Source organism: Streptomyces murinus (assembly GCF_002154555.1).
Taxonomy (GTDB): Bacteria; Actinomycetota; Actinomycetes; order Streptomycetales; family Streptomycetaceae; genus Streptomyces; species Streptomyces murinus.
Genome location: NZ_MUNF01000104.1, coordinates 25,883 through 38,976 on the forward strand (window position 1 = coordinate 25,883; position 13,094 = coordinate 38,976).

Below are 13,094 nucleotides of genomic sequence, written 5' to 3' on the forward strand. Positions count from 1 at the left end.
GGCCCGGATGTACCGTCGTGGGGTGCATCGCTACCGCTTCCTGTTGTCCCTCCAGTGGGTCATCCTCACCATCGTCGCGATCGCGTTGATCCCGACGATGATCAAGCTGGGTTTCTGGCAGAAGCATCGCTACGAGGAGCGCACCGCGCGCAACGACCTCGTCGCCTCCGCGCTGCGCGCCGAGCCGGTCCCCGTGGAGCGGCTGTCCTCCCCCGGACACGCCGTGACCCGGACCGAGAGGTACCGCACCGTCACCGCGACCGGCACCTTCGACACCGCGAAGACGGAAGTGGTCCGGCGCCGGACCAACGAGAACGGCGATGTCGGCTACCACGTCCTGACCCCGTTCGACCTCGCCGACGGCAAGGTGCTGATGGTCAACCGCGGCTGGGTCGCTGCGGACGCGTCCCAGACCGCCTTCCCGAAGATCCCCGCCCCGCCCGCCGGCCGGACCACCATCAGCGGCCGCCTGATGGCCGACGAGACCACCGCGGCCAGTGGCATCAAGAACCTCAAGGGCCTGCCCGACCGGCAGATCATGCTGATCAACAGCACCGAGGAGGCGCACCGGCTCGGCGCGCCGGTGCTCGGCGGCTACATGGAGCAGACCGCGCCGACGCCCAAGGGCGGCTCCCCGGAGCAGATCTCCGACCCCGGCACCGAGGACGCCCCGCTGAACTACGCCTACATGATCCAGTGGTGGCTGTTCGCGGCGGCCGTCCCGGTCGGCTGGTGGTTCCTGCTCCGCCGGGAGATCCGGGACCAGGAGGAGACCGCGGCGGCGCCGGGGCCCAAGGAGAGCGAACCGGCCGCGGTCTGACCGCGCGGGGGCGTCGGGTCACTCCCCCGGCGCACCACCTGATTGGCCCCCGGGCCCACCGGGAAACCGCATCCCGTGAACGCCCGTAGCAGGGACTGTGCCCGGATCGAGGACTACGCCCTCATCGGCGACGAGCAGACTGCGGCGCTGGTCGGCAGGGACGGCTCGATCGACTGGCTGTGCCTGCCCCGCTTCGACTCCGGCGCCTGCTTCGCCCGGCTGCTGGGCGGCGCGGACCACGGCCACTGGCGGATCGCCCCCGAGACCGCGGGCGACGCGGGCGTCTGCACCCGCCGCGCCTACCGCCCCGACACCCTCGTCCTGGACACCGAGTGGGACACCCCCGACGGCACGGTCCGCGTCACCGATCTGATGCCGCAGCGCGAGCACGCCCCCGATGTCGTGCGCATCGTGGAGGGCGTCAGCGGCCGGGTCACCGTCCGCAGCACCCTGCGGCTGCGCTTCGACTACGGCTCGATCATGCCGTGGATGCGCCGCTCCGACGGCCACCGGGTGGCGGTCGCGGGCCCCGACTCGGTGTGGCTGCGCTCGGAGCCGCCGGTGCGCACCTGGGGCGAGGACTACGGCACCCATTCCGAGTTCACCCTCGGCGAGGGCGAGCGGGTCGCGTTCGTGCTCACCTGGCATCCCTCCCATGAGCGGCGCCCCCGGCTCGTCGACCCCTACGAGGCCCTGGAGAGCAGCGTCGCCGACTGGCGGCGCTGGGCCCGGCACTGCCGTTACGAGGGACCGCACCGGGACGCGGTCGTCCGCTCCCTGATCACCCTCAAGGCGCTCACCTACGCCCCGACCGGCGGGATCGTCGCCGCGCCCACCACCTCGCTGCCCGAGCGGCTGGGCGGGGTGCGCAACTGGGACTACCGGTACTGCTGGCTGCGCGACTCCACCCTCGCCCTCGGCGCGCTGCTCACCGCGGGCTACCAGGAGGAGGCCGAGGCCTGGCGCAACTGGCTGCTGCGCGCGGTCGCCGGCAACCCCGCCGCCCTCCAGATCATGTACGGCGTCGCGGGCGAGCGGCGCCTGCCGGAGGCCGAGCTGCCCTGGCTGCCCGGCTTCGCCGGCTCCTCCCCGGTGCGCACCGGCAACGGCGCCGTGGAGCAGCTCCAGCTCGATGTGTACGGCGAGGTGATGGACTCGCTGTCGCTGGCCCGGAGCGCGGGCCTGCCCACCCGGCCGCACATGTGGTCCATCCAGCGGGCGCTGATGGACTTCCTGGCGTCGGCGTGGCGGCAGCCGGACCAAGGCCTGTGGGAGGTGCGCGGCGGGCGGCGCCACTTCGTGCACTCCAAGGTGATGGTGTGGGTGGCCGCCGACCGGGCGGTGAAGACCCTCGAACAGCGCCAGGAGACCAGCGGCGACCTGGCCGGCTGGCGGCGGCTGCGGGAGGAGGTCCACCGGGAGGTCTGCGAGAAGGGCTACGACCCGGGGCGCAACACCTTCACCCAGTCCTACGGCTCCCGCGAACTGGACGCCGCCCTGCTGCTCATCCCCCGCGTCGGCTTCCTGCCGCCGGACGATCCCCGGGTGATCGGCACCGTCGACGCCATCCGCGCCGACCTCGGCCACGACGGCTTTCTGCGCCGCTACGACTCCGAGGAGGACGACGACTCGGTGGTCGACGGGCTGCCGGGCGGCGAAGGCGCGTTCCTCGCCTGCTCGTTCTGGCTGGTGGACGCCCTGCATCTGACCGGCCGCCCGAAGGAGGCCCGGGAGCTGTTCGAACGGCTGGTGCGGGTGGCCAACGACGTGGGGCTGCTGGCCGAGGAGTACGACCCCGGCGCGGACCGCCAGCTGGGCAACTTCCCGCAGGCGTTCAGCCATCTCGGCCTGGTGAACTCCGCCCTCACACTGTTCGGGACCGAGGAGGCAGGATAGGGGCCATGGATCTTGGACTGAAGGACCGGGTGTACATCGTCACCGGGGCCACCCGCGGCCTGGGCAACGCGGCCGCGCGGCAGCTCGTCGCGGACGGCGCGAAGGTGGTGATCACCGGCCGGGACGAGCAGCGGGCGACGGCCGCCGCCGCCGAACTGGGCCCGAACGCGGTGGGCGTGGCCATGGACAACGCCGACGAGCAGGCGCCCGAGCGGCTGATCGAGACCGCCCGTGAGCGCTTCGGCGGCTTCCACGGGGTGCTGGTGAGCGTGGGCGGCCCGCCGCCCGGTTTCGTCGCCGACAACACCGACGAGCAGTGGCGCGGGGCGTTCGAGTCCGTCTTCCTCGGCGCGGTGCGGCTCGCCCGCGCGGCGGCGGCCGAGCTGGACGAGGGCGGTGTCATCGGCTTCGTGCTGTCCGGCTCGGTGCACGAGCCGATCCCGGCGCTGACGATCTCCAACGGGCTGCGCCCCGGGCTCGCCGGTTTCGCCAAGTCCCTCGCGGACGAGCTGGGTCCGCGCGGCATCCGGGTGCTGGGCCTGCTCCCGGCCCGTATCGACACGGACCGGGTGCGCGAGCTGGACGCCCTGTCCGCCGACCCCGAGGCCACCCGCGCCGCCAACGAGTCCCGCATCCCGCTGCGCCGCTACGGCGCCCCGGAGGAGTTCGGCAGGGTCGCGGCCTTCCTGCTGTCCCCGGCGGCGTCCTATCTGACGGGCATCATGGTGCCGGTGGACGGCGGGATGCGGCACGGGTTCTGAGCCCGAAGGCCCCGCCCCTCCGCGAACCGCTCAAGTGACCCGCTCCGCCCGGTGCTTGACCGCGCCGAGGCGGACCTCCGCCGGGAGGGAGGCCAGACCCGCCGACTCGCGGGCGTGGGCCAGGGGCCCGGAGGTGAAGTCGGCCAGCGCGGTCGACGGGTCCACCTCGGGGGCCAGCCGCAGCAGGGCCCGCGCCCTGGGCTTCTTGCGCCGGCCCCGCAACCGCACCTGGGCATGGGCCACTCCGGGTCCCGCGGCGGCCTCCTCGGCCAGGGCGCTCTCCAGTGCCCTGGCCCGCAGGACGGCGGCGGCGCCGTCGCCGGTGTCCACCCGGATCTCGGCGAGGCGGTGCCGGCGCAGGAGCGCGGTCAGCCACCACAGGGCCCCCAGCACGAGAAGGGCCAGGGCGGCGATGAGCGCGGGCCACCACCAGTCGGCGGCCCGGTAGTGGGTGCGCTCGGCATGGCTGAGCACGACGTCGTGCGGGCCGCCGTGGATCCACCAGGAGGGCGGCCGGACGCCGAGGCCGACGGCGAGCACCGAGCCGCCGAGGGCCAGCAGGATCAGTCCGGCCAGGGCGAGCAGGACGCGGTTGAGCCGCCCGGAGCGCATCGCCGTCACCCCTTCCGCGCGGCCCGGCCCACCCGCAGGGCGAGCCGGGGCGTATGGGTCAGGCCGAGGCCGTGGATCGCCTCGGTGAGGGTGGTGTCCAGGTCGGCGCGGACGTCGTCCAGTTCACGGAAGTGCGAGACGGCGCGGACGGCGGCCTTGCGGCGGCGCATCCGTACCCGTACGGACCGTACGCCGGACACGTCCATGGCGCGGTCGCGCAGCACCTGGGCCGCCGCGTCCCGTTTGAGCCCCGCGCGGACGTCCGGGTGCGGGCGGCGCATCGGCAGCAGGGAGCGGTGTCCCGGGGTGAGCGCGAGGGCGAGCAACCACAGGCCGAGGGCCACCGCGAGGGCCGCGCCGGCCAGTACCCAGGTGTTGTCCAGGGGCCGTTCGGCCAGCTGGCGGGCCAGCACGCGGCGCAAGCGCATCGCGGGCCGGTGGGCGCGGACCGCGACGATGTCGTAGAGCAGCAGGCCCGCGCCGGCCAGCAGCAGCACGGCGACGATGCCCGCGGGGACCCGGCGCGGCGCCCAGAAGCGGCCGCTGCCGCCCGCGTCCGCGGGGGCGTCGGTGTTCTTGTCGAGGGTGACCTGGCTCATCGCGTCCTTCCGCCCGCGGCCGTCGGTGGGTGCAGCCGCTCGATGTGGACGGCGACCTCGGAGACCGTCAGGTTCACCAGCTCGCCCACCCGCTCCGTGACATGGCGGCGCACGGCGGCGCAGCGGGCGCCGATGTCGCAGGGGTAGCCGAGTTCGAGATCGACGCGGATCCGGGCGGTGTCGTGGTGGACGACCACCGTGGCGTGCGGCGCCCCGGCGTCGGCGGGCGGCGGGCCCAGGGCCTCGCGGGCGGCCTGCGCGGCGACCTTCGCCACGACGCGGTCGGCGACCCGGGTGGCGCCCCGTTCTCCGGGCGGCACCCGGGCCGGCGGGTGTCGTACCGCCCCGGTCCCGGTGGTCACGGCGGTCACCGCCGCCGATCGCGGCTGCGGAAGAAGTCACCGAGATCCAGGTCGCCCTCCGCGAGGCGGCCGACCACGAACCCGACGGCGCCCAGCGCCGCCACCAGCAAAAACGCGCCGAACCCGCCGAAGTACCCGGCGAACCCCAGCGCCATTCCGGCGATCATGCCGATCATGGCCGTGCTCATGCAGCGCTCCTCAGCTCGTCGGGTGTACGGGGTCCGGCGCGGGCCCGGTCACTGGAGCCGGGGCTCCGGCTCGTCCTCCTCCTCGTCGGGCAGCTTGACGTCGCTGACCGCGATGTTGACCTCGACGACCTCCAGGCCGGTCATCCGCTCCACCGCGGCGACCACGTTCTCGCGCACGGCACCGGCGACATCGCCGATGGAGACGCCGTAGTCCACCACGATCTCCAGGTCGAGGGCGGTCTGCACCTCTCCGACCTCGGCCTTCACTCCACGGGTCACCGACTTGGAGCCGCCGGGCACCCGGTCGCGCACCGCGCCGAGGGTGCGGGCGAAGCCGCCGCCCATCGCGTGCACACCGATCACGTCCCGGGCGGCCAGCCCGGCGATCTTCTCCACCACGCCGTCGGCGATGGTGGTCCGTCCCCGGGTGGACGGATCCCCGCCGCCGCGCCGGACGGCCTTCCGGGTCGACGTGTGCGGCTCGCCGCCGCCTTCGGGGGTCGTCGTCATGTCGGTCATCGCCGTACGTCCCTTTCGGTCGTCCTCCTTGGACCACCGTAAGCAAGGTTGCGCGACCGCGCGCCGGGGATGCGGCAGGCTGGAGGAATGACGGACGCGTGGACCCAGGTCGTAAGGCATCACGTCGGGCTCGGCAGGATGCTGCCGTTGGGTGAGCCGGAGGACGGCGCGTGGATCGCGGAGGACGCGGCGGGCGCGGTCCTGCGCGGCGCGGCGGCGGACGGTCTGCCCGGGGTGCGCCTTGGCGCGCTGCGGATCGGGCTCGCCGACCCGCAGCGGGTGGCCGAGCCCGTCGTACCGGCCCCGCCGAGCGCGCTGCCGCCGGGCGCCCTGCGGGTGACGGCGGACTTCGCGGCGACCGCCGTCGAACCGCTGCCGGCCACCGCGGAGCGGCTGCGGGAGCTGCTCGCGACGGCGGCGGCCGAGCGTCTCGGCCTGGCGGTGACGGAGGTGGACCTGCGGATCACGGAGCTGCTGGAGCCGGACGGGCGGCTGGTGGAGGTACGGCCGCCGCGGCCACCGGAGGCCCGGGAGGCGACGGACCTGTCCGAGCTGCGCGCGGCCGAGGCGGCGCTCGCGGTGCCGGGGGTCGTCCGGCTGACCGGCCCGGGACGGGCGGTCCGCGTCGAGGAGCGGACGGACGGCACGGCCGCCCTTGCGCACCGTCATGTGCGGGTGGACCTGGCGACCGACGCGACCCACCGGACCGTGGAGGTGGCCCGGCGGGTGCGCGCGGTCGTACGGGACGCGCTGGAGGACAGGCCGACGGTGGCCGTCCTGGTCACTTCGGTGGGCTGAGCCCTATTCGCCGATGCCGGCCAGGTCGCGCAGCCGGCGTGCCTGAGCCCCGCGCTCGGCGGAGCGCTGTTCGTCGTACGAACGGCCGGCCGCACCGCTGAGCAGTGCCTTGGTCTCGACCACGGCGTCCCGCGGCGCGGCCACCAGCGCGGCGGTCAGATCGCGTACGGCGCCGTCGAGTTCGTCCCCGGCGACGGCCAGGTTGGCCAGGCCCGAGGCCACCGACTCCTGCGCGCCGACGAACCGCCCGGTCACGCAGATCTCCAGCGCGCGGGCATACCCGACCAGGCCGACCAGCGGATGCGTGCCGGCCAGGTCGGGAACGATGCCGAGGCTGGTCTCGCGCATGGCGAACTGCACATCGTCGGCGACGATCCGCAGGTCGCAGGCGAGCGCCAGCTGGAACCCGGCACCGATGGCATGTCCTTGTACGGCGGCGACGGACACGATGTCATTGCGTCGCCACCAGGTGAACGCCTCCTGGAATTCGGCGATGGTCGCGTCGAGCCCGGCGTCGTCACGACGCGCGATATCGGTGAAGGTCGGCTCGCCCGGAATCCCCTCCGGGGTGAACATCTGTCGGTCCAGCCCGGCGGAGAAGGACTTGCCCTCGCCGCGCAGCACCACGACACGGACGGAGCCCGGCAGCAGCCGGCCGGCCTCGGCGAGCGCCCGCCACAGGGCGGGGCTCTGTACGTTGCGCTTGGCCGGATTCGTCAGCGTCACCGTGGCGATCGCGTCGTCGACGGTGAGCCGTACGCCGTCCTTGTCGAGTACAGGAGCGAGGTCCTGGTCGGGCGTGGCCATGGGGCGCCTCCGATGGGTGCGGTCAGCGAAGCAGAGCTAAGTGACTGCACAGTAACCACCCGGCCGGTCGGATCGCCGACCGGGTGGCCACCATCGAAGCCGATGGGCCGCCCGGAGTCAGGACGATGCGGCCTTCTTGCCCCGGGTCGCTCCGCCACGCCCTCGCAGCGTGACGCCCGACTCGCTGAGCATCCGGTGTACGAAGCCATACGAGCGGCCGGTCTCTTCGGCCAGTGCCCGGATGCTCGCACCGGAGTCGTACTTCTTCTTCAGGTCTGCCGCGAGCTTGTCGCGCGCGGCGCCGGTCACCCGGCTGCCCTTCTTCAGAGTCTCGGCCACCCGTGCCTCCTCATGGGAAGTGCGCTCTGGTCTCCTCATGATCACCCCTCCGGGGCGTGATGGCCACCCATTCGGCAAGGTCGGTGAGACATCGTTGTGACGACAGGAGCGGATCCCCACAAGCGGAATGCCGAATTCCAGCCGTCGCCGTCGACAGGGCCGAACGGGTGGGTCCACGAAGTACCAGGTCAGAGACGCGCCACGGCCGACCCCTTGCTGGACAAGGGATCGGCCGGGAAATCGGTGTACGACACACCCTGGTATGAGGAGATCTCACACAGATGGTGGATCACGGCTCGGCCGAATGATCCATACTCAGTGGATCAGACTTTCGATCACGCCAGGGCGACGAGGTCCGCGTAGTCGGAGCCCCAGAGGTCCTCGACGCCGTCGGGCAGCAGGATGATCCGCTCGGGCTGGAGCGCCTCCACGGCACCCTCGTCGTGGGTGACGAGGACGACGGCGCCCTTGTAGGTGCGCAGCGCGCCGAGGATCTCCTCGCGGCTGGCCGGGTCGAGGTTGTTGGTCGGCTCGTCCAGCAGCAGCACATTGGCGGAGGAGACCACCAGGGTCGCGAGCGCGAGCCGGGTCTTCTCGCCGCCGGACAGGACGCCCGCGGGCTTGTCCACGTCGTCGCCGGAGAACAGGAACGAGCCGAGCACCTTGCGGACCTCGACCAGGTCCATGTCCGGGGCGGCCGAGCGCATGTTCTCCAGGACGGTGCGCCCGGGGTCGAGGGTCTCGTGCTCCTGCGCGTAGTAGCCGAGCTTGAGGCCGTGACCGGGGACGACCTCGCCGGTGTCGGGCTTCTCAGCACCGCCGAGCAGCCGCAGCAGGGTCGTCTTGCCCGCGCCGTTCAGACCGAGGATGACGACCCGGGAGCCCTTGTCGATCGCGAGGTCGACGTCGGTGAAGATCTCCAGCGAGCCGTACGACTTCGACAGGCCCTCGGCCATCAGCGGGGTCTTGCCGCAGGGCGCGGGCTCGGGGAAGCGGAGCTTGGCGACCTTGTCGGACTGGCGGACCGCCTCCAGACCGGAGAGCAGCTTGTCGGCGCGGCGGGCCATGTTCTGCGCGGCGACCGTCTTGGTGGCCTTGGCGCGCATCTTGTCGGCCTGCGCGTTCAGGACGGCGGCCTTCTTCTCGGCGTTGGCCCGCTCGCGCTTGCGGCGCTTCTCGTCGGCCTCGCGCTGCTGCTGGTAGAGCTTCCAGCCCATGTTGTAGACGTCGATGTTCGAGCGGTTGGCGTCCAGGTAGAACACCTTGTTGACGACCGTCTCGACCAGGTCGACGTCGTGGGAGATCACGATGAAGCCGCCGCGGTAGGTCTTCAGGTAGTCCCGCAGCCAGATGATCGAGTCGGCGTCGAGGTGGTTGGTCGGCTCGTCCAGGAGCAGGGTGTCCGCGTCCGAGAACAGGATCCGGGCCAGCTCGATACGGCGGCGCTGGCCACCGGAGAGGGTGTGCAGCGGCTGGCCGAGCACCCGGTCGGGCAGGTTCAGCGCGGCGGCGATGGTGGCGGCCTCGGCCTCGGCGGCGTACCCGCCCTTGGTGAGGAACTCGGTCTCCTGGCGCTCGTACTGCTTCATCGCCTTGTCGCGGGTGGCGCCCTTGCCGTTGGCGATCCGCTCCTCGTTCTCCCGCATCTTGCGCAGCAGCACGTCCAGGCCGCGCGCGGACAGGATGCGGTCGCGGGCGAGGACGTCCAGGTCGCCGGTGCGGGGGTCCTGCGGGAGGTAGCCGACCTCGCCGGAGCGGGTGATGGTGCCGGCCGCGGGGATGCCCTCGCCGGCCAGGCACTTGGTGAGGGTGGTCTTGCCTGCGCCATTGCGGCCGACGAGGCCGATGCGGTCACCCTTGGCCACCCGGAAGGTGGCGTTCTCGATGAGGATGCGGGCGCCGGCGCGCAGCTCGATTCCGGTGGCGGAGATCACGGACAGACTCCTGGGCGTACAGAGGTTGGCGGGTGGGCGGCTGAGGACGTTCCCGCCGTCTAATGCGCGAGGAGAATGGCCATGGGAAGAAGTCTAACGGGGCCGTGCAAGCCGTTTTCCCGCGTCCGCGCCCCCGCACCCGCATCCCCGGGCGGCGGACCGGGGAGAAATTCCCGGGAGCCACGGGAGGAGTGATCCGCATGGCATCGATGGGCGGAGGGCGGCCGGGCATCTGTCCGACGCTGCTGTACACGGACGCGAAGGCGGCGATCCGGCAGCTCACACAGGGCCTCGGCTTCACCGAGCTGACCGTGTACGAGGCGGCCGACGGAAAGGTGCTGCACGCCGAGCTGGTCCAGGGCAACGGCGCGGTGATGATCGCCTCCAGGGGCCGCGGCGGGCCCTTCGAGGCGGCGATGCGGCAGGCGGGGCCCGCCGGGATCTATGTCGTGGTGGACGACGTGGACGTCCACCACCGGCGGGCCGCGGCGTACGGCGTGGAGATCCTCATGCCCCCGACGGACCAGGACTACGGCTCGCGGGACTATCTGGCCCGGGACGTCGAGGGCAACGTCTGGAGCTTCGGGACGTACGCGCCGGAGATCGGCGTCTGAGCCGTCCCCGGCGGGTGCGTCACCGTCACCCGCCGACGTACGGCCTCAGCCGCCGGTGTGCACCTGGAACGCGGCCCGGCGCACGGCCTTGGCCAGGGCCGGGTCGGGGTGGGCGGCGGCGAGGGCGACCAGGACCTGCACGGTGCGCGGGTGGCCGACGGCGCGGACCTCGTCGAGCAGCCGGGGCACGGTGGGCTGCACCGCGGACTCCAGGTGCCGTACCAGCATCGGCGCCTCGCCGTGGTCGGCGACGGCCGCGGCGGTGTCCACCCAGAGCCAGGTGGCCTCCTCGCGGGTGAGCACCTCGTGGGCGTCCTCCGGGTCGAGACCGTCGTGCTCGGCGAGCCACAGCAGGGCGTACGGCCGCAGTGTCGGCTCGTCCACCACCGCGCGTACGTCGGGCTCGGCGGGGGCGCCGACCACGCGCAGCGCCTCGAAGGCCAGCCCGCGCAGCAGGGCGTCCTCGCCGCGGGCCGCGTCGATCAGCTCGCTGACGGCACTGCCGACGGTGCGGGCGGCGAGCCAGGCGCGGTACTCGGCGCGGGCCGCGTTGGGGCGCAGCTGGGCGCAGCCGCGCAGCATGTCCTCGGCGGACTGCTCGATGTTGCCTGCCGGGCTCTGCGCGGCCACGCAGATCTGCTCCAGCTTGACCCACACCGCCCAGCTGCCCAGCGGGGTGAGGGTGGCCTGGCCGGCGTCGCAGGTGAGGGCGCCGACGGAGGCGAGGGCCTCCAGCGCCCAGTCGAGGAGCGGCGCGAGGGAGTCGGGCGGGGCGTCCGGCGTCCCGGTGGGCTCGGCGGCGGCTTCGACGGGGGGCTCGGTGCCGGGCTCGTAGGAGACCTCGCAGCGTTCGGTGCGCAGCTCGGTGACCCGCTGCTGCAGCAGGTCGAGCAGCTGTTCGACCGGGACGGGCCCGGCGGACAGCTGGAGGAAGGAGAGCACCTGCGGCATGGCGGAGACGGCCTCCGCGACGGCGGCCGGCTCGTGTGCCTCGGGTTCGGGCAGCGCGAGCGACCAGGCGTCGAAGAGGGCGACCCAGCCGCGCAGCACGGCGCTGTCGTCCCGGTCCCAGGCGCGCAGCCGCCAGCCGGGGCGCGCGCTGTCGCCGTGCACCTCGACCAGTCCGGCCAGGCGTGCGGTGTCCCAGTCGGCGCGGATCTGCTCGGGGGTGAGCCCGAGGTCGGCGGCCGCGCGGTCGGCGGTGGCGGCGGAGAGGGTGGCCTTGCCGTCGGCGGTTGCGGCGTCACGGCCGGGGCCCAGGGCGTTGTCCGCCCAGCGGGCGACGCGGACCGCGCCGGCCAGCCCGGTGCGGGCCATTTTGGCCAGCTCGGCGGGCGCGGGTGTGCCCTCCGGCGGCCGGGGTGCGGGGCGGCGCGGGCGCCGCTGGTTCACAGCTGCGGGGGCGGCGGCCAGGGGTCGAGGTCGGACGAGTCGGAGCCTGGAGTCGCGCGGGATACGGGACGTCACAGGAGCAGTCTTCCGGTTGACGGTCCGAAAACCCAAACGGAATGTCACGGCGGGCGACAGGGCTGGCCAACGCACCGGGTCCCCCAGGGGGTCGGCAGGCGTGTTTCGGCCAACCGTACGGTCACAACCGGAACGGGCCCGGCCGTTCCCGGTGCGCCCTGGGCGCCCCGGCGTACGCCGTTACATCAGCGGGGTCAGAAAGCGCCGTAGCCGTTCCTCGTACGCCGGTGGGTCCGGGTTCCACATCGCCGCGTGCGGGGCGTTCGGCACGGTGTGCAGGGCGACGCGGTCGGGGCGGCGGGCGGCGAGCAGCCGGGAGAACTCCCAGGGGGCGACCCGGTCGCCGGGGCCGTGGATGATCAGGGTGGGAACGGCGAGCCGCTCGGGGTCGGTGATCTCGGCGACCCGGTCGGCGTGCAGCCCGGCGCGGCCCTGGGCGGCGCGGACCGCGAGCGGCAGCAGCGGGGCGGGGGTGTGCCGGGCGCGGGCGAGGGCGCGCAGCGTGGCCTCCCAGCTGAGCACCGGCGAGTCGAGGATCAGTCCGGCGATGTGCTCGCGCACGGCGGAGTGCTCGGCGGCGCGCAGCGCCATGGTGGCGCCGGTGGACCAGCCGAGCAGGACGACGCGGCGTGCGCCGTAGCGCACGGCGTAGCGGATCGCCGCGTCCACGTCGCGCCACTCGGTCTCGCCGAGGTGGTTCAGGCCGTCCGCGGGGCGGGGCGCGCCGAGGTCGCCGCGGTAGGCGAGGGCCAGAACCGGAAGCCTGCGGGCGCGCAGGAAGCTCATCACGTTCATGGCGTGCTCGCGGGTGGTGCCCAGGCCGTGCACGGCGATCACCCAGGTGTCCCGGTCGCCGGGCAGGAACCAGGCGGGCAGCGCGCCGAGTTCGCCGGGCACGTCCACGTCGGCGTGGTCGAGGCCGAGCGCGGTGCGCGGGTTGCCGACGTGCACATTGGGGGTGAGCCAGACGGAGTCGCCGGGCGCGAGGGTGCCGTGCGTCACGCCGTCCAGGCGGCGTACGACGGTGTCGGCGGTGTGCGGCGCGCTCTCCAGGACGGGTCCCACGACCGCGTGCGAGCCGTCGCCCGCGAGGCCGTAGGTGCCGGGGCGCAGCGAGGCCAGGTCCCGGGTGAGCGTGATCTGGCCGGCCGCGGTGCCGTGCACGGTGAGCCGGGGCTCGGTGGGCAGCGGCCGGCCAGATCACGCTCACCCGGGACCTGGCCTCGCTGCGCCCCGGCACCTACGGCCTCGCGGGCGACGGCTCGCACGCGGTCGTGGGACCCGTCCTGGAGAGCGCGCCGCACACCGCCGACACCGTCGTACGCCGCCTGGACGGCGTGACGCACGGCACCCTCGCGCCCGGCGACTCCGTCTGGCT

The 13,094-nt window shown here is 73.7% G+C and carries 14 protein-coding genes and 1 pseudogene; 5 read left to right on the top strand and 10 right to left on the bottom strand.

Features of this window, described 5'->3' with window-relative positions; translation table 11 throughout:
• The first annotated feature begins 7 nt into the window (after positions 1-7).
• The 3 genes from CCN72_RS08560 to CCN72_RS08570 all read left to right on the top strand — a co-directional run bounded on the left by CCN72_RS08560 (position 8) and on the right by CCN72_RS08570 (position 3,477).
• Positions 8-820 carry an SURF1 family cytochrome oxidase biogenesis protein gene (locus CCN72_RS08560; RefSeq protein WP_435855052.1) on the top strand — a complete coding sequence of 271 codons (813 nt, stop codon included), beginning with the start codon at positions 8-10 and terminating at the stop codon, positions 818-820.
• Positions 821-895: 75 nt separating this feature from the next.
• The gene (locus CCN72_RS08565; RefSeq protein WP_086806983.1) at positions 896-2,716 is read left to right on the top strand and encodes a glycoside hydrolase family 15 protein; all 1,821 of its coding nucleotides are present in this window, start codon (positions 896-898) and stop codon (positions 2,714-2,716) included.
• A 5-nt stretch (positions 2,717-2,721) separates the two neighbouring features.
• Positions 2,722-3,477 (top strand): SDR family oxidoreductase, encoded by a 756-nt coding sequence (locus tag CCN72_RS08570; protein ID WP_086806984.1) that lies wholly within the window; start codon positions 2,722-2,724, stop codon positions 3,475-3,477.
• Positions 3,478-3,507: 30 nt separating this feature from the next.
• Here the strand turns inward: CCN72_RS08570 and amaP are convergent, their stop codons facing one another.
• From amaP to CCN72_RS08595, 5 genes are read right to left on the bottom strand one after another with little or no spacing between them, the layout of a single operon-like run.
• Positions 3,508-4,089, bottom strand: coding sequence for an alkaline shock response membrane anchor protein AmaP (gene amaP / locus CCN72_RS08575; protein ID WP_086806996.1), 582 nt, complete (start codon positions 4,087-4,089; stop codon positions 3,508-3,510).
• Positions 4,090-4,094: 5 nt separating this feature from the next.
• Entirely contained in the window at positions 4,095-4,688 is a 594-nt protein-coding gene (locus CCN72_RS08580; protein WP_244174157.1) for a DUF6286 domain-containing protein, read from the bottom strand.
• Positions 4,685-5,059: an Asp23/Gls24 family envelope stress response protein gene (locus tag CCN72_RS08585; RefSeq protein WP_086806985.1), complete on the bottom strand. Its 375-nt coding sequence runs from the start codon at positions 5,057-5,059 to the stop codon at positions 4,685-4,687. The genes CCN72_RS08580 and CCN72_RS08585 overlap by 4 nt, the downstream gene beginning before the upstream one ends.
• A complete protein-coding gene (locus CCN72_RS08590; RefSeq protein WP_086806986.1) occupies positions 5,056-5,238 on the bottom strand; it encodes a hypothetical protein in 183 nt (60 codons plus the stop codon). Before CCN72_RS08590 ends, CCN72_RS08585 begins: the two co-directional genes overlap by 4 nt.
• A gap of 48 nt (positions 5,239-5,286) precedes the next feature.
• Entirely contained in the window at positions 5,287-5,757 is a 471-nt protein-coding gene (locus CCN72_RS08595; RefSeq protein ID WP_086806987.1) for an Asp23/Gls24 family envelope stress response protein, read from the bottom strand.
• Positions 5,758-5,844: 87 nt separating this feature from the next.
• Here CCN72_RS08595 and CCN72_RS08600 point away from each other — a divergent pair, with 87 nt between their 5' ends.
• Complete coding sequence (locus tag CCN72_RS08600; RefSeq protein ID WP_086806988.1) at positions 5,845-6,555, top strand: nucleopolyhedrovirus P10 family protein; 711 nt, start codon at positions 5,845-5,847, stop codon at positions 6,553-6,555.
• 3 nt (positions 6,556-6,558) lie between these two features.
• Here the strand turns inward: CCN72_RS08600 and CCN72_RS08605 are convergent, their stop codons facing one another.
• The 3 genes from CCN72_RS08605 to CCN72_RS08615 all read right to left on the bottom strand — a co-directional run bounded on the left by CCN72_RS08605 (position 6,559) and on the right by CCN72_RS08615 (position 9,635).
• On the bottom strand, positions 6,559-7,362 hold the full coding sequence (locus CCN72_RS08605) for an enoyl-CoA hydratase/isomerase family protein (RefSeq protein ID WP_086806989.1): 804 nt from the start codon (positions 7,360-7,362) through the stop codon (positions 6,559-6,561).
• A 117-nt stretch (positions 7,363-7,479) separates the two neighbouring features.
• Positions 7,480-7,701 carry a helix-turn-helix domain-containing protein gene (locus tag CCN72_RS08610; RefSeq protein ID WP_004002281.1) on the bottom strand — a complete coding sequence of 74 codons (222 nt, stop codon included), beginning with the start codon at positions 7,699-7,701 and terminating at the stop codon, positions 7,480-7,482.
• Positions 7,702-8,036: 335 nt separating this feature from the next.
• Positions 8,037-9,635 carry an ABC-F family ATP-binding cassette domain-containing protein gene (locus CCN72_RS08615; protein WP_086806990.1) on the bottom strand — a complete coding sequence of 533 codons (1,599 nt, stop codon included), beginning with the start codon at positions 9,633-9,635 and terminating at the stop codon, positions 8,037-8,039.
• A 200-nt stretch (positions 9,636-9,835) separates the two neighbouring features.
• On the opposite strand from CCN72_RS08615, the gene CCN72_RS08620 reads away from it, so the two are divergent.
• Positions 9,836-10,249 (top strand): VOC family protein, encoded by a 414-nt coding sequence (locus CCN72_RS08620; protein ID WP_086806991.1) that lies wholly within the window; start codon positions 9,836-9,838, stop codon positions 10,247-10,249.
• A gap of 45 nt (positions 10,250-10,294) precedes the next feature.
• Here CCN72_RS08620 and CCN72_RS08625 read toward each other — a convergent pair whose 3' ends face one another.
• Both CCN72_RS08625 and CCN72_RS08630 read right to left on the bottom strand, forming a co-directional pair.
• Positions 10,295-11,716, bottom strand: coding sequence for a hypothetical protein (locus CCN72_RS08625; RefSeq protein WP_208637948.1), 1,422 nt, complete (start codon positions 11,714-11,716; stop codon positions 10,295-10,297).
• 180 nt (positions 11,717-11,896) lie between these two features.
• Positions 11,897-12,913, bottom strand: a pseudogene (locus CCN72_RS08630) (alpha/beta hydrolase); the annotation flags it as partial.
• Positions 12,914-13,094 lie beyond the last annotated feature (181 nt).